This window comes from Psychrosphaera saromensis, from assembly GCF_002954545.1.
Taxonomy (GTDB): Bacteria; Pseudomonadota; Gammaproteobacteria; order Enterobacterales; family Alteromonadaceae; genus Psychrosphaera; species Psychrosphaera saromensis.
In genome coordinates this window covers 3,192,465-3,214,063 of the sequence record NZ_MSCH01000003.1, presented here as the reverse complement: position 1 = coordinate 3,214,063, position 21,599 = coordinate 3,192,465, and the positions used below count along the sequence as shown (strand labels likewise).

The following is a 21,599-nucleotide window of genomic DNA, read 5'->3' as shown; positions in this document are numbered from 1 at the left end:
AGACATGACTTTTTACGATGTATTTAATGGTGACGCTGATGGGATTTTATCTCTTGTTCAATTGCGTCAAGTTCAACCTAGACAATCCGTTTTAATCACAGGTGTTAAGCGTGATATTGACTTGTTAAAACAGGTGCCTGTTGATGACAATGACAAATCAATCACAGTGCTTGATGTGTCTATGGAAAAAAACGCTCAAGCATTACAAGCTCAATTAAGTACTGGGGCTGTAATCACGTATGCGGATCATCATCGTTCTGGTGATATTCCAGAACACGTAAATTTAAACGCTAATATCGACTTGGACGCTAATACCTGTACGGCTTTGATTGTTGATAAGCTACTTAATGGTGCTAAGCATGATTGGGCAATAGCCGCAGCGTATGGTGATAATTTAATATCGGTTGCAGATGGGCTTGCACAAACCGCTAATTTGTCTGAGTCACAAGCTGAACAGCTTAAAGAGCTAGGTACACTCGTTAATTATAATGGTTACGGTGAGTCGTTAAACGACCTTCATTTTGAGCCTGCGCAGTTATTTAACAAGTTACTTGAATATCCTTCACCTTTTGATTGTATTAACGATCAACAATCGCCATTTCATTTATTAAAAAAAGCCTATAAATCAGATTTAAATAAAGCTCAAACCGCCCTTGTACTTAATGATGACGACACACTGTTAGCTTTAGAGCTTGCTGACGCCCCCTGGGCTAGGCGCATTAGTGGCGTTTACGGTAATCAATTAGCTAATGATAATCCCAATAAAGCCATATTGATCATGACTAAAAATAATGACGGTAATTATCGAGTCAGTTTACGTGCGCCAATTAATAATAAACAAGGTGCTGGTGATATTTGCAGCCAGTTTGAAACTGGTGGTGGTCGAGCAGCCGCAGCAGGTATTAATAATCTTCCACAAGCTGAGCTTAATATGTTGTTTAACTTAGTTGGTAAGTTTTACGGTTAAAGTAGCAGTTGTTGTCATTTTAATTAACTCTATGTTTGTGCCTGCTTAATAAAGTTTATATACTTCATTGTCTTAACGTTTTTATGGATAATTATGAAAGTATTAGTAACTGGCGGAGCCGGATATATAGGCTCACACGCTGTATTAGAGTTATTAAATATAGGCCATGATGTTGTCGTAATTGATAATTTATGTAACTCCTCTCTAGAGTCGCTAAAACGAGTAGAGTTATTAGCAAAAAAAACGATTGCATTTTATCAAGTTGATATCTGCGACGGTGATAAAATAAGTGACGTGCTAGCAAAACATCCCGATATTAGTGCGACTATGCATTTTGCGGCATTAAAAGCTGTCGGCGAGTCCACTCAAATCCCTCTCAAGTACTATCAAAATAATGTACATGGTACGGTTACTCTTTTAGAAGCGCTACAAAAAGCCAAAATAGCAAATTTTGTATTTAGCTCATCAGCAACCGTATATGGTGAGGATGCTCCCGCTCCTTATATAGAGACATTAAAAACGGGTGTTCCTTCTAGTGCTTATGGCAAATCAAAGCTAATGATTGAGCAAGTATTGTCAGATTTAGTTAAAAGTGACTCGTCATTTAAAGTTGTTTGTTTGAGGTATTTTAATCCAATAGGTGCCCATGAAAGTGGCAGGATTGGAGAAGATCCCAACGGTATACCTAACAATCTAATGCCATTTGTGGCACAGGTTGCTGTAGGAAAAAGAGATAAATTATTTATATTTGGTAATGATTATCCAACTAATGACGGAACCTGTGAACGTGATTATTTGCATGTGGTTGACTTAGCTCATGGTCATGTTAAAGCACTAGAGTGGTTAGATAAACAGTCTGGTGGTATATGTGAGGCTTTTAATTTAGGCACTGGAAATCCGTTGTCAGTGTTAGAGATGGTAAATAAGTTTTCACAAGTCACAGGTGTAAATATCCCTTATGAATATGCACCTAAGCGAGAAGGCGATTTAGCCGCGTTTTGGGCTAATGCGGATAAAGCTAAAATAGAATTAAATTGGACAGCTAATAAATCTCTTGAAGATATGATGAGAGACACTTGGTATTGGCAGTTAAATAATCCCGACGGATATACAAATAAAAAATAATTAGATCTCTTAATTTCCAGTTGTCATCATATTTACTTAAAACTTCAATATAAACGACATAGTTTATTGGCAATCTAAATGAAAATTTAGGAGGCCAAATGAAAATAGCTATTGCAGGAACTGGTTATGTAGGTTTATCAAACGCTATGTTGTTATCTCAATATAATGAAGTAATAGCTGTAGATATAGTCCCAGAAAAAGTCACTCTGTTAAATAATAAAATATCACCAATTGTTGATAGTGATATAGAAAATTTTCTAGCAAATAAACCGTTAAACTTCTTAGCTACTCTTGATAAAAACCTAGCTTACAAAGGTGCGGATATCGTTATTATTGCAACTCCTACAGATTATGATCCAGAAACCAATTATTTTAATACTTCATCGGTAGAGTCGGTTATTAAAGATGTACTGTTAATTAACCCTAATGCCGTTATGATATTAAAGTCTACCGTTCCTGTAGGTTATACATCTCGAATCAGCAATGAGTTAGGTACAGACAACCTTATATTTAGCCCTGAGTTCTTACGAGAGGGCAATGCGTTACACGATAATTTATATCCATCTAGGATCATTGTAGGTGAGTGCTCGGAACGTGCTGAAATATTTGCTAACTTGTTAAAACAAGGTGCAATAAAGCAGAATATCGAAGTTTTATTTACTAAATCCACAGAAGCTGAAGCGGTTAAGTTATTCTCAAATACCTACTTAGCTATGCGTGTATCTTACTTTAATGAACTAGACAGTTATGCCGAAATTCATGGATTAAATTCACAACAAATCATCCAAGGCGTAAGTTTAGATCCACGGATTGGTAATCACTATAATAACCCATCCTTTGGTTATGGCGGTTATTGTTTACCTAAAGATACCAAGCAATTATTAGCGAATTATCAAGATGTTCCGCAGACGTTAATTAAGGCGATTGTCGATTCTAATACAACCCGAAAAGATTTTATAGCTGCTTCTATTATAGCTAAAAACCCAAAGGTGGTTGGTATACATAGACTGATTATGAAGTCAGGTTCCGATAACTTTAGAGCATCGTCTATTCAAGGAATAATGAAACGTATAAAAGCCAAAGGAATCGAAGTTGTGGTTTATGAACCTGTTATAGAAGAGGCTGAGTTTTTTAACTCAAGAGTGATAAAAAGCCTTGAAGAATTTAAAAATATCTCAGATGTTATTGTTGCTAACCGTATGGTTGATGAAATAATGGATGTTACTGATAAAGTATATACCAGAGACTTATTTGGTGGGGATGCTTAAGAGCAGCTACGAGCAGCGAGTTTCGAGAGAAAGTTATGAGCTGCGAGTTTAACTCGAAGCTCATCACTCGAAACTCGTAGCTCGAGTCACTAAGCTTTGGTGTCTAAATATTCTTTAAAAGCATCGCCTAAAATTGGGTGGCGTTTTGAATATTCAACGAAGGCTTGCATGTAACCAAGTTTATCACCACAGTCATGATAGCTGCCCTTCATGTGATAGGCATTAACCTGCTCCCAACTCATTAATGTTGCGATAGCATCAGTTAATTGAATTTCATCACCTGCACCGATTGGGGTCTTTTCTAAAATATCCCAGATTTCAGCAGATAATACATATCGTCCTACAACCGCTAAATTTGAAGGTGCATCTTGTAAGTTAGGTTTTTCAACCATACCTTTCATGGCCTTTGATTCGCCTCGGATTAATGTATCTCCGCCAATGTCCGCAATACCATATTTTGAAACATCTTTTTGAGGAACCGCATCAACCATAACCTGGCTTGCTTTGGTTTCATTGAATAAGCCAACCATCTCAGCTAGATTGTCGGTAGATAAATCTGAGTCGTAGTCGTTAATAATCACATCAGGTAAAACAACGGCAAATGGATGATTGCCAATTACGGGTCTTGCACAAGCAATTGCATGCCCTAATCCTTTCGCAGTACCTTGTCTAACATGCATGATGGTGACGTCTTTAGGACAAATAGCCTGAACTTCATCTAGTATCTGACGTTTAACACGTTGTTCAAGAATAGATTCAAGTTCAAAACTTTTATCGAAATGGTTTTCAATACTGTTTTTAGAAGAATGCGTAACTAATATTATTTCTTTAATACCCGCAGCAATAATCTCGTTTACTACGTATTGAATAATAGGTTTGTCAGCTACCGCTAACATTTCTTTTGGGATTGCTTTTGATGCTGGTAGCATTCTAGTGCCTAGTCCAGCTACAGGGATAACCGCTTTTAGTATTTTTGATTTTTTCATTTATTTTCCAATTTTGTCCGCTTGAAAATAGTTTTTTTTGTTATTCCGCTGAAGTCAGTTCTTCACAACGGAGGTTGAGAATAGCATGGGGTGAAGAGAGTTGCGAGGGGGCAGGGAAACAGCTACGAGCACCGAGAATCGAGTTGTGATCTATTCTCGTCGATCGCTTACTCTTCTACTCGCCGCCCTCGTAGCTCGCCACTCGCGTACTCGCAGCTAATAACCCATTTACCAAACAATACTGGGCTGCGTAGTATGTGATCATTATCCATAATTGCGATTGTGGTATCTCGATATAAAACTTAGTTAAACCAATTAACGAATCTGAAACGACAAAAAAGACTCCGCCAATAACCATCCATTTATTACTCTTACTACTTAATAACGTACCTACGGCCATTGCTAGTAATACCAAGATGTAAACAAATACTGGGATAAATAATTCATTTAGCTTGTTAGCCATTAAACTGAAAACTGCTACTGCGACGCCAGCATAAATAGGTATGTAAATTAGGTTCTGCTTTATAAGTGGTTTAAAGCTTATAAGGAAAAATAGATGAGCAATTAGAAAGCTGGTTAATCCAGAAATGAAGAAGTGTTCGCCTTGCATTGCTAACAAAATATCGCCACAGGTTGAGCATAGCAACGCCATTAATAACATAGTGACGGTTTTTCCGTTTTGATTTGATGTTTGGTTATTGGCAATTTTTGGCAGTGTTGACTTAACAATCACCTCTAACGACACTGTGTATAATAAAACGAGCATAGGCAAGATTTTAACAAGCCATGCAAAAGGGTAAGGCTTTAGTAGCGTCAATAAGCAATATAAGGTTGCTAATAAAAGGTAAAGGTATGTTGTCTTTTTTGTCATGGAGTCTCAGCTACTCTAGTGATCTGTTATTACTTAGGTAAAAAGGCTAGATAAAATTCACCAATACAGAAATGGTTACTGTGTCTGACTCACCAAACTCGTCTACTACATAAATATCTATTCCACCTGTGTAATTAGCCGTTAAATCCTCAGATGAAATAGTTAACACACCATTTGAATACACGACATTCAATTTAGAGGTGTCATAAGTAAAAGTAGGTTGCAAATTTGGCTCATCAAAGTCGTCAACGGTTAACGTTAAGTCAACATTTTCATCTTCGTCAAAGGTTATGTCGTCACTTTCCAGTGTTAACGTTGGCGCTGAATTTTTATAAATATTAACGTCAATAACGTGTTCACGGCGGCTTTCAAATATATCTTCTAACCATACGGTTACTTGTGTCGTTAGAGCAACGCTCGGACTAGAGGCTGCGATAGTTAGTGCTAGGTCGGTGAATAAACCGGTTATTGGGCTTGAGCTTGTATCAGGACTTGTACCGGTAATCGACGCGCTACTTTCACCATTAATATCATAAACACCAAGTTCAAAAGAATGTGACTCAAAATCTTCAGCTGTAAAATCGATTTCAACGGTTTTACCTTCTAATAAATCAATGCTCGTTGGCAAATCAGTAAATGGTGCCGTGTTAGGATTGCCACCTAAAAACTCAGCATAGTTATCGCTTATGTATAAATGGTAAGTTAATTTAGAATCAAATTGTTCGTCACTTGCCGTAATCGTTATTTGGTCGTGCTGTAAATCTGAGAGGTCATCGGCTGAGACATAAATATATGGTGCTTCAACTCTAAACGTATAATCTTCATTGGAAGACGACACCGATACGTCCAGGTTGTCATCCTCAGCATCTAACGTGGCAAAAGCCAGTTCAGCAACAATGCCGGTTTCCGTTCCATCCATTTTCTTGATTAAACTAATCGCAACATTTTTTTCAATGAATACGTCTGGTGGGGTATTCGTTGATAACTCAGTGGTATCCGTTGTTGTGGTTGTTTCTACTAAGCTAAAGGTATAAGTATCTGTGTTATAGGCATCACTTACTTCTAACACTAATTCGTTATCGGTTGCGTCGATATCGTCTATGGTATTAATTGTTAAATCAAAACCTGTTGATGTTTTATTTATGTGGGTCCCGATATAATTAGGCGCGGACAATATTCGGTAAGAAATACGATCACTGTCTGGGTCGTAAATATCAAAAACTTTTTTAGTTGAAGAGTAAGGCGATATGGTTATATCAGTATCTAACAATGCAATAAGCGGTGATTCATTGGTTGTTAAGTCTCTATTTTTATTGAAATAGATAATATACATTTTTGACTCATGGCGTTCACCTAGGGCATTAGTGACTGCGGTTACTTCACCATAAGTGTCTTCATTACCGTCTAAGGCTTTTAATGTTATTTGGCTTTTATCTGCAGATACACGGCCTGTTACATTGTAGGCATTAAAGTAAAATGTCTCTTCAATATTGTCATTTTGTTCGTAGTTACGTTTTATGTCGAAAGTGATGGATTCATTTTCAAAAATAGTAAGGTAATCGGATGGAAAACGTATGGTGTAATCATCGCTGCTCCCAGTTGGTGCTGGGATTGTGGGAATGTCGATATCCGTTGTTGTGTCTTGGTTTGCAATAACAATGTAATTAATTGTTTTGGTGAGTGACATAGTGTCACTTTCAAACAGCATCTCAAATGAACCGTTGCCTAAGGTTTCATCTGCAACATAAATGACCAGGGTTAACTCGCTGTTAACTACCACGATACCTGAATCTGGAAGCTCGTTAAGTTGATAAGAAACATTCACATCAGAATCTTTGGTAATGGTTAACTCAATCTCAAATTGCTCGCCCACTTCAACTTCAAATGACTCAGTACTCAGCGCAACTGAAAAAGTTTGGTCAGAACTATCGCTATCGTCATCATCACTTGAGCAAGATGACAATAGAAAGACGCTGATAAATAAGATTAATTTGGCAATGTGTAAGTCAGGTTTGAACATATAGTAACAACTGTTTTAAATATGATTTATGTTAAATACTTCATTCGACGTTAGGGAAGTAGATAACATTTATTGGTAGGTTTTAGGCTGCGATGTATAGCTGAATAAAACCTGTAAATTATAGGCCTTCATTTGTCAGGCCTTGATAAAATGTTATCGGCTTAAAAAATCATATCTTTAAAATCATAAAATAAAACATAGCGTGCGGTCATTACCGTTAAACCAGCACGCGTTTTTAGACGTCTTTTCTATTGTTTGTAGTAGTTAGTTTTATAGTCTTTTAAAATAAGATCCAGCTGCTCAAGTGTCATGTCGTCTTTGTCTATTTCAAAGTGGTTTAACACTAACCTAGATAACTCTAGGCTCGCTTCTAAGTTTTCTGACACTGTGCCTGTTGCGCCTAAATTCATTAACTCGTGACAAGTATGAATGTCGTGTCCTCTAGCATAAATGGTTAAGTCAGGTAATTTACTGTGAATTGTCTCTACTAAGGTTTTAGCGGTTTCAGCTTCATTAACCGTCACTATCATGTATTTAGCGTGTTTAATTCCAGCAGATTTTAAGACAACTGGTTTAGTCACATCACCAAAATAAATTGGCACACCTAATTTATGATAATGAGCGACAGTCGCAGCGTTATCATCAATAGCGATGAATGGTTGGTTGGCAATGGTCAGTATGTCGCCAATTCTACGGCCTACACGGCCATATCCGGCAATAATGACACCGACTTCATCTGGAATCTCAGTTGAGTTACTAACGGTTTTACTAAGCTTATTAAAACGTTCCGCTAAATAGCCAAGCACAGGTGTTACCAACATGCTTATTAAGACAACCAGTAATAAAATATCAAATGTGTGGGTATCAAATATCTGAGCTTTTTCTGCCAAGGCGAATAACACTAAAGCGAACTCTCCGCTTTGTGCCAAAATAAATGCCACCGCTAAGCTACGCGTAGAATCTAAACTAAAGAGTCTTGAAAGCGGATACAAAATAGTAATTTTAATGGTGAGTAGGGCGATAACTAAGCCGGCCACCAATAAAGGTTGTTCAACTAATTTTTCTAAATTTAATAACATGCCCATCGACATAAAAAACATGCCTAGCAGTATGCCTCTAAATGGTTGTATTTCAGCTCTAATTTGATGGCGGTAAGCTGAGTCAGAAATTAACATTCCCGCTAAAAATGCGCCCATGGCCATGGATAAACCAGCAAGCTCTGCAAGATAAGCGGTACCAATAACAATTAATACCGCCGAGGCGGTAAACACTTCTGAATTAGCCGAGGCCGCCACTTTATGTAAAATAGGGTTTAATAAATAACGGCCTGCTAAAACCACGGCAATTAGAATCGAAATTGAACGAGCAAACGCCCAGCCAAGATGGGTGTCAGTAGCTGCTTGTGTTGATAATAAAGGAACTAACGCCAACAAAGGCACCACAGCTAAATCTTGCAATAACAAAATGGCCACACTTGAGCGACCATATTCAGTGCTCAATGCTTTTTGGTCGGTAAGTAGTTGTAATACGAAGGCAGTTGAAGATAACGCAAGTGCAGGGCCAATAATAATGGACGCAGGTAACGGTAATTGAAACACGTAATAACAAATAGCCGTTATTACCGCGCCAGATAAAACAACCTGTAGGCTTCCTAAGCCAAATACCATACGTCTTATTTGCCAAAGAAAAGACGGCTTTAATTCCATCCCAATAACAAAAAGGAGTAACACAACGCCAAATTCAGAAATATGAGTGATATGTTCAACATCATGAATAAGCCCCAAACTGAAAGGGCCAACCACCACACCTGCAATTAAAAAACCTGGCACTGCGCCTAGTTTTAACGCCTGACAAATAGGCACGGCAATAACGGCGGCCGATAGTAAAAAGATGATCTCTAGTAAAAAGTCAGATTGCAAAGTAACACCTGTTGTCGTTAAATTTAGTAAGAATAAAGATAATAAGTTAAATCACAACTATTTGCATTGATGTAAAACAACAGAGTTTTGATACAAGAGTAAAATACTACCTTAATGTCTTGTAATAAGTGTCTCGTAATAAAACAGAAAATACACATGCTCATTGACCAGAAGCTCGCTGTAAAAGAGGTGTTAGAGGAAATTTAAAGAATGAAAGACGGATGGGGAAAACAAAAAAGCCCGTTAATCTAATTCAGATTAACGGGCTTTAATATAATTATTAGCTAACGCTAACTAGAATAAGACGATTTAGTCGTTATTACTTCTAGCAGCTGAGTTTCTGCGATTGCCAACCGATGAAGAGGTATTAGAACCCGAGCTACGAGAATCTGAGCTGCGTGAACTAGAGTTTGAGTTTCTAGCTCCTGAGTTCGAACTTCTAGAATTTGAATTTCTAGAGTCGCCACGGCTATTAGAGTTACGATTGTTAGAACGATTATTAGATGGCTCAGAAGATGAGTTGCTAGACGTTTGTCTTCTTGGGCTTTTCTTTTTAGGCGCTCTGATCTCTCTAGATGCAGGTAACGGATTACTTGGAGCAAATTCTTCATCATCAACACGTTTAATGTGTTGTTGAATTAATTGCTCAATATCATTTAGGTTTTTACTTTCATCAAGAGAAACTAAAGAAACCGCTTTACCGTTTGCGCCAGCTCGACCTGTACGTCCAATACGGTGAACATAATCTTCAGCCACTTGAGGTAAGTCAAAGTTCACAACTTGAGGTAATTGGTCAATATCAATACCACGTGCTGCAATGTCAGTGGCAACCAGTACTCTAACTGATTTATCTTTAAATCCGGCTAATGCTTTAGTTCTTGCACCTTGGCTTTTATTACCATGAATGGCAGCAGCACTAATATTCTTACTTTCTAGTACTTTAGTTAAACGGTTCGCACCATGTTTGGTTCTTGAGAAAACTAACACTTGTTGCCAATCGTTTTGTTTAATAAGTTTGATCAGTAATTTAGATTTTTTACTTTGGTCTACAGGAATTATCCACTGCTCAACCGTTTTAGCTGTTTCGTTTCTTGGTGTTACTGAAATTTCAACAGGATCGTTAATTAGACCCTTTGCCAAGTCACGAATATCGTCAGAGAAGGTCGCAGAGAACATAAGATTTTGACGTTTTTTAGGTAGTACTTTTAAGATACGTTTAATGTCATGGATAAAGCCCATATCTAACATACGGTCAGCTTCATCTAAAATAAGTACTTCTAGGTCATTAAATTTAATCGCGTTTTGATTAAACAAATCAATTAAACGACCAGGAGTTGCCACCAAAATATCAACGCCTTTTCTAAGCGCCATAAGTTGAGGGTTTATTTTCACACCACCAAAAACTACATGTGAACGTAAAGGTAAGTCTTTACCGTACATTTCAACACTTTCTGCAACCTGAGCTGCTAATTCACGTGTTGGTGTTAGCACTAAAGCTCTTACGTGATTCGGTTTGGCTTTCTCGCCTTGAGACAATAAATGCAATAGAGGTAGAGTGAAACCAGCGGTTTTACCTGTACCGGTTTGGGCGGCAGCCATAACGTCTTTGCCACTTAATACTGCCGGAATCGCTTGTTGCTGAATAGGTGTTGGTGTGTCGTAACCCTTTTCACTAACAGCTGTTAAGATTTTTGGATTTAGACCTAATTCAGAAAAAAGCATATATTCTCACTATTGTAATTAATTTGACGGGAGGCCAAAAGGCGATGAAAGGTACAGTAATAAAGCGATAAAGGCAATCTTTCAATGGCAGCTTTAGTACTAAGTTGGATAAAAATAGGGCAACCCCTATACCTAGGCTAAAAGGATGTTAACTTAAATTTCTTGAGACAAATTATAATCCATCAATTACAGTGTTGAGCTTTACGCTGGTGGAAGTTAATCCCAGCCAATCGTTATCTTAAGGTACTTTGAATGGATTGGATTAAATGAGTTGGTTTGTATATGTGTTACGTTGTGCAGATGACACTTTGTATACTGGGATCACAACAGATAAAGCAAGACGCTTAGCCGAGCATAATAAAGGTACCGCAGCAAAGTACACTCGGGTTCGTATCCCGGTAGAGATGGTTTACAGCGAAGATTCGCCAGATAGAAGTGCAGCCACTAAGCGCGAAATGGCAATTAAAAAGCTATCCCGAATAAAAAAACTACAACTTATTCAAACGGATCAATAAGATGAGCGAAGCTAGACAAATCCTAGTTTCATCTGAAAAGTAGATTAAATGACAAAATAAAAAGTTTGTAGTAACAAACTTTATCTATATTGGCCCTGTGGGGATTTGCGGTAGAAAGATTTTAATGAGTTAAAAAATAGCAGTTACTTGCAGAATAATTCCTATGTTAGACTTATCACGTCTTTGGTTTTATTGGACTTGGTTTTCACCTCGGTATTTATTTGATGGTTAATTTACGAACGTTATCTATTGTTGTTATTTGTTTGTCTGCTTTGGCAGTGGCATGTGACAGTCAATCGGCTGAAAAAAAGAAAGTAAAAGTCACCTCGTTAAGTGCTCAAAAACAAGAGCAGGTTATAGAGAATGTATCTGAAGGTGGAATAATTCCTCGTTTTGCGACACTCGATGAGTTGCTAGCTTATAAAGATGAATTTTTAGCCACTGAACCGGAAGATGTACTTAATGCGTTTAAACAGTTTCAAATAAATCACTTCCCTAGCCCAAATGACGAAACAACTAACAAGCTAGATCCAAATACAGATTTTAATATCAATCTAGATCTTACCGCTCGTGATACGCTTGATAAAAATGACCCCCTTGCTTTAAATATAGATACTAAAGACAGCCAGGAGGATAGTTCTGGTCCACAGCTTAATACTATTCCCCAGATTAATACTATTCCAGACGTTACCGTTATTCCTAAGCTTGATGTTATACCTGACCTTAGTGCGATTCCTAACCTTAGTGTTATGCCTGACGTTAGTATTGCTCCCGACGTTAATATTAGCCCTGAGCAAAAATTCCAATTTAGCCTTGCGTTATCTGAAGTACACCTTGCTTTATCTGAGCTAGATACTGCGTTAGCTCAGTTAGAAACGTTACCATTATCGGACTTGGACATAGTTCAAAAAATCACGGTACTTGAGAAAAAAGCGCAAATATTAAGTCAGAAAAATGATTTCTTTAATGCGGTTAGGTATTTAACCGAGGGTAACAAACTGGCGGTGACTAACGATTTAAGCCGCCAATCAATACTCAGTGCATTACAATTGTCAGAGATTTATGTAACTTTGTCAGACAAAGATAAAATCCTATATTGGCAACATGAAGCACGAGATCTTTTAGCTGCCCAAGATGACTTAGGCTTGTTAATTGAAGCCTCGATTATGTTAGCCAAACAGCAGCAAGATATAGGTCAGCACTTAAATGCAACAAGAACACTTATTAATGTGGTCGACTTAGTCGCAGAGAAAAAATATTACAGTGTCGAAGCCAGTCTGCGATTGCGCTTAAGTGAGAATTTTAAAACCGCTGAGCAATACGTAAACGCGGAACAAGAATTAGAAAGAGCCTATAAGTTAGCGGTTAAATCGCGAAATCAAGAACAGCAAATGGTTGCCATTGTTCGTTTGATTGATACTTATGCGGTACAAAATAAATTCAATAATGCTAAGCCATTATTGAAAGCGGCAAAACGTTTAGAACGTTTCCTCACCACAGTGAAAGACAAACGCGATTACCAGTTAGCCAAAGCTCAAGTATTAGCTGGCACCTCTCAATATAAACAAGCGTTAAATATTTTAGACAATCTAGATATGAGCGATATTGAGGACGAAAAAGCGAAACAAGATTTAGCTATTAAGTTATTGGATCTAAAGTCGAATTGGTTAGTATTAAATGGCAAAAAGCAATCTGGCATCCAGTTGTTTAAGAAGTCGTTAGATAGCAAATTGGCACAACAAGAAACCAGCACGACGATTAAATTAGATTTTCTCATGGCTAATTATAAGTATGATGTGGCTCAAGCTAAAGAAGAGTTAGCGGAAGTTCAAAAGCAACTACTTGAATATAAAAAACAAAATGATAAGTTGAGTCAACCAAAAGAAGACTTTATAAATTCTTTGTATAACAACAAAGAATTATTGGCCGTTAGTGTTATTCTGTTGTTTGCTTTCGTCTACCTTATATTAAGATTGTTTAGACCGAGAAAATCAAAACGTATATTTTTAGACCCGGTAAGTGGCGCTAACAATCATAATTACTTTATTAAACATGTTAAATTGCTGATGCAAAATAACACGCCTTTTAGTCTTATCATGTTTGATATCGACAATATGCGTAAGGTAAATGACAAGTTAGGCTTTGAATTAGGCGATAAATTATTAGCTTTAGTGGTTGCCAGATTAGACTCTCGTTTAGGCAGTAATAAGTTTTTAGTTAGGTTATCAGGTGATAAGTTTATCGTAATAGCCAAAGATTTTAGCTTAAAACAAGCATTTTCACTGGCAGAAGTGTTACGAAAAGAGTTAAATAGCAATAAGTTTTACATAGACAATTTAGGTATTAATTTGTCCGCATCATTCGGTGTAAGTTATTGTTATAGTAATAAAAATATAGATGCAATAAAAGATGATGTGAAAAACGCGTTAGATAAGGCAAAAGCCAAAGGTGGTAATATCACCCAAGCAATGGATTTTTGTTAATAATAATTTAAGAAAGAAAAGGTTTAGGTAATGACAGAGGCAACTACGACAATAAGTAGTGATGGAATAGAACAGCTGCCATTAAGGAAGTTCACCGAGGATGCATATTTAAATTACTCGATGTACGTCATTATGGACCGAGCGTTACCGCATATAGGTGACGGATTAAAACCTGTTCAACGCCGAATTATTTATGCAATGTCAGAATTAGGTTTATCTGCAAATGCTAAGTATAAAAAATCAGCTCGTACCGTTGGTGACGTATTAGGTAAGTATCATCCGCATGGTGATAGTGCTTGTTACGAAGCTATGGTGTTAATGGCTCAGCCTTTTTCATATCGTTATCCTTTAGTAGACGGTCAAGGTAACTGGGGTGCGGCGGATGATCCTAAGTCATTTGCTGCCATGCGTTATACCGAAGCTCGTTTATCCAAATTTAGTGAATTACTGTTATCAGAAATTAATCAAGGCACCAGTGACTGGGTACCAAACTTTGATGGCACTATGGATGAACCTAAAATCCTTCCAGCACGTTTACCTCATATACTATTAAATGGTATCACCGGTATTGCGGTTGGTATGGCAACGGATGTTCCGCCTCATAATACGAGAGAAGTTGCTGAAGCGTGTATTCACTTATTAAAAGATCCTAGTGCGTCGTTAGAAGATTTAATGGTGTATGTAAAAGGTCCAGATTATCCAACTGAAGCGGAAATTATTACGCCATCAGCCGATATCGCTAGAATTTACGAAACCGGTAAAGGCAGCATTAAAATGCGCGCTACCTACGTAGAAGAAAATGGCGATATTGTTATTACAGCCTTACCTCATCAGGTTTCTGGCGGTAAAGTATTAGAACAAATTGCGGCTCAAATGACGGCGAAAAAGTTACCTATGGTAACGGATTTACGTGACGAGTCAGACCACGAAAATCCAACGCGTATTGTGATAATTCCTCGTTCAAATCGTGTTGATATTGCGCCAGTTATGCAGCATTTATTTGCATCAACCGATTTAGAGAAAAACTACCGTGTTAATTTAAACATGCTTGGTTTAGACGGTTTACCGAAAGTGAAAGGGTTAAAAACCATTTTAACTGAGTGGTTAGAATACCGTCGTGACGTAGTAACACGTCGTTTAAACTTCCGTTTAGAAAAAGTGTTATCACGCTTACATATTTTAGCTGGGTTATTAGTCGCATTCTTAAACATAGATGAAGTGATTGAAATAATTCGTGCGAATGACAAACCAAAACCTGTATTGATGGAACGGTTTGGCATTACTGAAGTTCAAGCTGAATCTATTCTTGAATTAAAGTTACGTCAATTAGCTAAATTAGAAGAAATGAAAATTCGTGGTGAGCAAGACGAATTAGAAAAAGAACGTGAACAGCTAGAGAGCTTGTTAGGCTCACGCGTTAAAATGAACAACTTGTTGAAAAAAGAAATTACTGCAGACGCTGAAAAATATGGTGACGATAGACGTTCTCCATTAGTGGTAAGAAACGAAGCAAAAGCAATTTCAGCGAAAGACTTAGTTCCAAGTGAGTCAGTAACGGTTGTTGTTTCTGATAATGGTTGGGCTCGTTGTGCCAAAGGGCATGATATAGACGTAGACAACTTAAGTTATAAATCTGGCGATGGTTATAAGTCTTCAGCTAAAGGTAAGAGTAATCAGCCGGTTGTCTTCATTGATAGTTCAGGGCGTAGCTTTAGCACCGACGCACACACATTACCGTCTGCCAGAAGCCAAGGTGAACCATTAAGTGGTCGCTTTAGTATTGTTGCTGGTGAGACGATAGAACATACAATTATGTCTAAAGAAGATCAGAAGTACTTAATCGCTTCTGATGCAGGTTATGGCTTTATTTGTACTTTCTCAGACATGTTAACTCGTCAAAAAGCGGGTAAAGCATTGGTTAGATTGCCTACGGGCGCAAAACTGGCTGAGCCGCAAAAAGTATTAAATATTGATACAGACCTATGTTTGGCTATTTCCAACGAAGGGCGTATGTTGGTCTTCCCATTAAAAGACTTACCTATGTTAGCCAAAGGCAAAGGCAACAAAATCATTAATGTTCCATCTGCTCGTGCGGCAAGTCGTGAAGAGTATGTAAAACAGATAATTGTTGTGCCAGAAGATGGGATGGTTGTATTACATGCCGGTAAACGTAAGTTAACACTGACACAAAAAGATTTAGAACATTACCAAGGTGATCGTGGACGTCGAGGCAGTAAATTGCCTAGAGGCTTACAGCGCGTTGATTTGGTTGAAATTGAGTTTAAAAATTCAGCTTCTGAGTCAACAGAAGTGGTTAACGAACCTAATCCACCTTTGAGTGAATAGTTTAGTTATGAACCTTGATTAACATTATTTAAAGCTCTTATATTTGATAAGGGCTTTTTTATTACTTAGAATTTCATTAGCCATTTTTAATGCCAATCACATTAAATTGCTAATAAAGATTACCGCTGTAGCATGAGTTTGTTACAATGCGGCCTTAAATTATTGGGAGCTTCATTTGTGTTAGGAATAATTAGATTATTTATAATGGCAATATTTTTTATATTGTCGACTGTGTATTTATTAACGTATTTAATCATTCGACCATTTCGTCGTAATAATGTAAAAGTTGTGGCTAATACATATGGTTGGTTTTGCCGATTCTTAGGACTGAGCTATGAAGTTAGAGGTCTTGAAAACGTTAAAGATCACCCAGTTGTTTATATAGGTAATCATCAAAATACTTACGATATTTTTACCGTTTCAAATGCAGTGCGTAAAAATACAGTAAGCATGGGTAAAAAAAGTCTTAAATGGGCACCATTTTTTGGTCAAGTATATTGGTTGTCGGGCAACATACTGATTGATAGAGGCAACCGAACTAAAGCTCACGGCACAATTGGCCAGGCTGCTGCCAAAATTAAACAGAAAAAAATATCAGTTTGGTTATTCCCAGAAGGTACTCGTTCAAACGGTCGTGGTTTATTAAAGTTTAAGTTAGGTGCTTTTTATACGGCGAATATGGCTGGTGTTCCACTTGTTCCTGTTGTGATCAGTACCACGCATAATCAAGTTAAGCTTAACCGTTGGAATAACGGAAAATATATCATTGAGTATTTACCTGAAATGGCGGTTGATAGTGACGATAAAGCAGAAGTTAGAAAAGTTGCTGATGCGGCGCATGAGCTAATGAAAAATAAACTAGCAGAATTAGATAAAGAATTAGCCGAAGTTAATGGTTTCACGAATAAATAGTGTAAAGATCACGTAGGAAGAATAATGGATAGTACATCAACAGATTGGCAAGAATTCACTAACGACATCGTAGAGCAGTTGTTAGACGATGGTTCTAATGAAGAAGCTATGTATGGTATCGAGCATCATTTTGTAGCAACTACTGCAGAAGAAGCTGACTTAGCGATGCAGCAAGGTTTTTTAAATGGCTGGGATATTTCTGAGCTAGAGCAAATGGAAGAAGAAGACGGACAAATCGTATTTTGTTTTGACGTTGAAACTGAGTGTCCATTGGAAGAAGAGATCATTGGTGAAGAAGTTGTACTAATGGTCGAGTTTGCTGATAAAAATAAACTTGTCTATGAAGGCTGGGGCACTCATTTCGAAGAGTAATTCACGCACTTCGAAGAGCAAAGCATTGGTTGTCAGTTTATAACGATATAAACGGCTAAAATGAAAGCTAAGAGCAACATAAGTAAATAAAATGAGAAAGGCGAGTATTTGATACTCGCCTTTTTTATTGCCTGTAAATTAACTTACAGGGCGAATTATTAGGTTAGCCGATAAGGTCGAGTGCCCAAGTCGATAATGATTGATCAAACTTTGTTTTTACAAAGTAAATAAATTCGTCGTTAGTTAACGGTTCACTAAAATAAAAGCCTTGAATTAATCCGCAGTTAAATGTGTGCAATATTTTTAATTGCTCAATACTTTCTATGCCTTCGGCAACAACGTTTAAATTCATCGACTCTGCCAACGCCATAATTGCTTTTACGATAGCTTCGTCATTCTCATTGTCGGCGATATCTTCAATGAATGAACGGTCTATTTTTAATGTATCAATTGGAAATTTCTTTAAGTAACTAAGGGACGAGTAGCCAGTACCAAAGTCATCCACCGCGATACTAACCCCCATGTCTTTCAAGTTTTGTAGGCGGATTATATTATCTTCTACATCTGACATGATTGCGCTTTCGGTAAGTTCTAGCTCCAATAGTTCTGGCGGTAGTTGTGAATCAGAAAGTGCTCGTTTTACTTTGCCAATTAAATCTGACTGTTTAAATTGAACACTTGAAACATTAACCGATATTCTGCATTTCATACCGTCATCTAACCAACGTTTAGCCTGCAAACAAGCTTCGCGAAGTATCCATTCACCCAACTCAATAATTAAGCCTGACTCTTCGGCTAATGGTATAAATTCAAGTGGTGAAATCAACCCTAATTCAGGATGATGCCATCTTACTAAGGCCTCAGCTTTATTCACGCAATTATTTTTTAAGTCAATTTGAGGTTGGAATTGTAATTCAAACTCTTGTTTTTCTATGCCCGTTCTAAGATATTCTTCGAGCTTTAATCGTTCTAAACTTCTTTCATTTAGCGAGTTCGCATAAAAAGTATAAGTTCGTCTGCCAGCCTCTTTTGCTTTATACATAGCAATGTCTGCATGTTTCATTAATTGGTTTGCAAGTAAGCCATTGTCAGGATAGATGGCGATACCAATACTTGGTGTGAGCATGACTTCATAATTGTCGATTTTTATAGGTTGGGAGATAATATCGATTACGGTTTGAGCAACAATTGCAATATCTTGTTGGTCTTTTACTTGGTTTAAAAAGAGCGAAAATTCATCCCCACCTAAACGAGCTATTTTACTTTCGGGGTTAGATGGTTTTGGGCATCTGGCAATCATATCTGGCGTGCGGATGCATCGAGTTAAACGCTTAGCTACTTCTTTTAATACAAGATCACCATATTCATGTCCTAAGGTATCATTAATGCGCTTAAATCTGTCTAGGTCGATAAATAGAATCGCGGCTTTATATTTTTCCCGTTGAGCTAATTGTAAAAATTGCTCCAAGCTTTCATAGAAACTTTGGCGGTTTGGTAAACCCGTTAGGGAGTCATAATAGGCTAATCGATGTAAACGCTTCTCATGGTTTAACTGACGTTGTAACTTTTCTTTTTTGTGTTTTAACAGTACATAAACAACACTAATAATAAGAAAAAAGTATATAAAATATGCGTAAAGGTTGCGCCAAAAAGGAGGGTGGACTTCAATAGGGATGACAATCTCATCACTCCATACGTTATCGTTGTTACTGCCTCTGACTTTTAAGGTGTAATCACCATCGTCGAGATAAGAAAAAGACACTTTGTTATTGGTGCCTAAATTTATCCAAGCATCACTTAAACCTTCCATTTTATATTGGTATTTATTATTTTCTGGTTTTGTATAATCTAAAGCCGCAAATTCAAAATCGATAATAGTTTGATTGTAATCGAGAGCTAATACGCCATCTTCTCTAAATTGCTGATGGATAGGAATTACTACATTTGATTGACTGTACTGAGTTAACCTTAATACTGGTTGATGCTGATTAATTGGAACATTTTCTGGCTTAAAAGCATTAAACCCATTAGCGCCACCAAAATACATTTTTCCAGTTTTATCTTTGTACAAAGCGCTGCTGTTAAAGTCTGAACCTTGTAAGCCGTGAGTAGTATTGAAATTAATGACGTCAAATGTTTTAGCATCAATACGTGATAAGCCTTTTGCATGGCTTACCCAAATAAAGCCTTTGTTATCTTCCAATAAACCATAAGTGAAATTACTGGCTAAACCGTGTTGACTACCTATATGTGTAAAAATAGGGGCGTCTTGCTCTAAGCTCGTTTTATTTAGTCGAGCAATACCCGCGTCTTTGGTAGCAACCCAAATGTAATCTTTAGTGTTTAATACACCAAATATATTGTCACTTAATAATGGTTTTGGGCTATTTGATTTAGATAAAAATTGAGTGCTCTTTTGACTACTCATATTATATTTTATTAAACCGCCATCTGTAGTGGCTAACCAAACGTTACCTTGTTCATCTTCAGCTAAATCAACAATATAAATACTAAGAGGGGAATTCTTCACGGAAGACGGTAAATTGACTAATGAGAAGTTATTGTTTTTTTTGTTAAATAAGTTTAATCCACCACCATAAGTGGCTATAGCTAACTGTCCATTAGATAATTGAAGGATTTTACTTATCGCATTATCACTTATCGATTCTGGATTGTTTTCATCGTGTGAGTAGACTTTAAATGTAGTAGAACCTTTTTCTTTAAAGTGCAGTCCGTTACGTAATGTCCCTATCCATAAGTTATCATCGCTATCAACCAAAAGACTCATTATATTGTCTTCTTGTAAGGTATCGGTACGTAGTTGATTGGATCTTATCGTGGAAATTTTATTGTTTTGATTTGATAGAATATTAACTCCACCATTCCATGTTCCTAAATATAAATGATCTTCGCTGTCAGTCGCAAACGCCATGATTGAGTTACTTGTTAAGCTACTATATTTTCCGCCTTTACTGATATGAGGGAAATAGTTTAACGATGCATTCCAACGACTTATACCAGATTGAGTACCTACCCAAATGACACCGCCATTGTCTTGCATTAATTTTGATGTTCTATTGTTAATTAGGCTCGTGTTGCGTGATGTTTGATGTAACGTTCGGGTGAATGTTTTACTGTCTGGATTTAATTTGCACAAGCCATTTTCAGTGGCAAACCACATATTACCTTTGTGATCTTGCATAATATCATTGACGTAATTAGCACAAAAGCTAGAGTTGTTATCTGGTGAAAATTGAAAATGATGTATTAGCTCTAATGCTTGATTTAATACGAATACACCAGAATCTTCAGTGCCAACCCAAAGTAAGTTATTACTATCAACAAATAATCTTCTTAATTTATCACTTGGAATAGACTGTTTTGAGTTTACGTTTATTACTTGAAAGTTAGTACTGGAAACTCGTTTTAGTCTGAGTCCACCTCTTGGCGAGGCTATCCATAAATTTCCAACTTTATCGTAGATAAGATCTGAAAGAGGGTTAGATTGAAGTATTAGACCTGACTGTTCATTTAAGTGTGTTTTAAATGTCGCAGAACTTATATCAAATTCGGTATATCCTGAGAATTGGCTAGCAAATAATATATTGCCGTTAGGCGCTTCAGTTATAGATACATAACTAGAGCCATCAATACCGTTAATGTTTTCATCGACACTAAAATTAGTGAACCCGTCTACCTCTGGAAGATAAAGATGAAATCCACCACTGCTGGCTACCCATAAACGACCTTCAGAGTCTATAAATAAGTCCCATATCCAATTGTTGCTTAAGCTATTATTTACTCCTGGTGAATGAGAATAAGTTTTGAAATTTTTACCATCATAGCGTGTTAACCCATCTTGCGTCGCAACCCAAATAAATCCCATTTTATCTTGTACAATTGAATTAATTGATTGGTGGGGGAGACCGTTTAATGCATTAATATTATTAAAATGAATGGTGCTATTCGCATCATTTAACGAGATATTTGCAAAGGTATTAGTTGAATAAATCAGAAATAATAAAGAAGTAAAAAGTGCTTTGATTGGGCGTTTAATAAAAGAAATACACAACAACATTAGATAACCATTTTT

14 protein-coding genes are annotated in these 21,599 nt (G+C 37.0%); 8 read left to right on the top strand and 6 right to left on the bottom strand.

All coding sequences use genetic code 11. The annotated features are described in order from the left end of the window. The first annotated feature begins 4 nt into the window (after window positions 1-4). The 3 genes from BTO11_RS14475 (at window position 5) to BTO11_RS14465 (ending at window position 3,360) form a co-directional block, all read left to right on the top strand. Window positions 5-967 carry a DHHA1 domain-containing protein gene (locus tag BTO11_RS14475; protein ID WP_105053264.1) on the top strand — a complete coding sequence of 321 codons (963 nt, stop codon included), beginning with the start codon at window positions 5-7 and terminating at the stop codon, window positions 965-967. A 93-nt stretch (window positions 968-1,060) separates the two neighbouring features. Next, the gene (gene galE, locus BTO11_RS14470) at window positions 1,061-2,092 is read left to right on the top strand and encodes a UDP-glucose 4-epimerase GalE (protein ID WP_105053263.1); all 1,032 of its coding nucleotides are present in this window, start codon (window positions 1,061-1,063) and stop codon (window positions 2,090-2,092) included. A 98-nt stretch (window positions 2,093-2,190) separates the two neighbouring features. Continuing rightward, entirely contained in the window at window positions 2,191-3,360 is a 1,170-nt protein-coding gene (locus BTO11_RS14465) for a nucleotide sugar dehydrogenase (RefSeq protein ID WP_105053262.1), read from the top strand. Between the two features lie 89 nt (window positions 3,361-3,449). On the opposite strand, the gene galU is transcribed toward BTO11_RS14465, so the two are convergent. The 5 genes from galU to BTO11_RS14440 all read right to left on the bottom strand — a co-directional run bounded on the left by galU (window position 3,450) and on the right by BTO11_RS14440 (window position 10,878). Continuing rightward, window positions 3,450-4,346, bottom strand: a complete 897-nt coding sequence (gene galU, locus BTO11_RS14460; protein WP_105053261.1) for a UTP--glucose-1-phosphate uridylyltransferase GalU — start codon at window positions 4,344-4,346, stop codon at window positions 3,450-3,452. Window positions 4,347-4,521: 175 nt separating this feature from the next. Further along, the gene (locus tag BTO11_RS14455; RefSeq protein WP_105053260.1) at window positions 4,522-5,217 is read right to left on the bottom strand and encodes a lysoplasmalogenase; all 696 of its coding nucleotides are present in this window, start codon (window positions 5,215-5,217) and stop codon (window positions 4,522-4,524) included. Between the two features lie 46 nt (window positions 5,218-5,263). Then, complete coding sequence (locus tag BTO11_RS14450) at window positions 5,264-7,237, bottom strand: hypothetical protein (RefSeq protein WP_105053259.1); 1,974 nt, start codon at window positions 7,235-7,237, stop codon at window positions 5,264-5,266. A 248-nt stretch (window positions 7,238-7,485) separates the two neighbouring features. After that, window positions 7,486-9,156 carry a monovalent cation:proton antiporter-2 (CPA2) family protein gene (locus tag BTO11_RS14445; protein WP_105053258.1) on the bottom strand — a complete coding sequence of 557 codons (1,671 nt, stop codon included), beginning with the start codon at window positions 9,154-9,156 and terminating at the stop codon, window positions 7,486-7,488. Between the two features lie 309 nt (window positions 9,157-9,465). Next, window positions 9,466-10,878 carry a DEAD/DEAH box helicase gene (locus tag BTO11_RS14440; protein WP_105053257.1) on the bottom strand — a complete coding sequence of 471 codons (1,413 nt, stop codon included), beginning with the start codon at window positions 10,876-10,878 and terminating at the stop codon, window positions 9,466-9,468. Between the two features lie 266 nt (window positions 10,879-11,144). On the opposite strand from BTO11_RS14440, the gene BTO11_RS14435 reads away from it, so the two are divergent. From BTO11_RS14435 to rraB, 5 genes are all read left to right on the top strand, one after another. Further along, on the top strand, window positions 11,145-11,393 hold the full coding sequence (locus tag BTO11_RS14435) for a GIY-YIG nuclease family protein (RefSeq protein WP_105053256.1): 249 nt from the start codon (window positions 11,145-11,147) through the stop codon (window positions 11,391-11,393). A gap of 224 nt (window positions 11,394-11,617) precedes the next feature. Continuing rightward, on the top strand, window positions 11,618-13,876 hold the full coding sequence (locus tag BTO11_RS14430) for a GGDEF domain-containing protein (protein ID WP_105053255.1): 2,259 nt from the start codon (window positions 11,618-11,620) through the stop codon (window positions 13,874-13,876). Window positions 13,877-13,906: 30 nt separating this feature from the next. After that, the gene (parC, locus tag BTO11_RS14425) at window positions 13,907-16,222 is read left to right on the top strand and encodes a DNA topoisomerase IV subunit A (RefSeq protein ID WP_105053254.1); all 2,316 of its coding nucleotides are present in this window, start codon (window positions 13,907-13,909) and stop codon (window positions 16,220-16,222) included. Window positions 16,223-16,399: 177 nt separating this feature from the next. Then, a complete protein-coding gene (locus tag BTO11_RS14420; RefSeq protein WP_105053784.1) occupies window positions 16,400-17,134 on the top strand; it encodes a 1-acylglycerol-3-phosphate O-acyltransferase in 735 nt (244 codons plus the stop codon). 24 nt (window positions 17,135-17,158) lie between these two features. Then, on the top strand, window positions 17,159-17,506 hold the full coding sequence (rraB, locus tag BTO11_RS14415) for a ribonuclease E inhibitor RraB (protein WP_105053253.1): 348 nt from the start codon (window positions 17,159-17,161) through the stop codon (window positions 17,504-17,506). A gap of 163 nt (window positions 17,507-17,669) precedes the next feature. On the opposite strand, the gene BTO11_RS14410 is transcribed toward rraB, so the two are convergent. After that, entirely contained in the window at window positions 17,670-21,584 is a 3,915-nt protein-coding gene (locus BTO11_RS14410) for an EAL domain-containing protein (protein ID WP_105053252.1), read from the bottom strand. Between the last annotated feature and the right edge of the window lie 15 nt (window positions 21,585-21,599).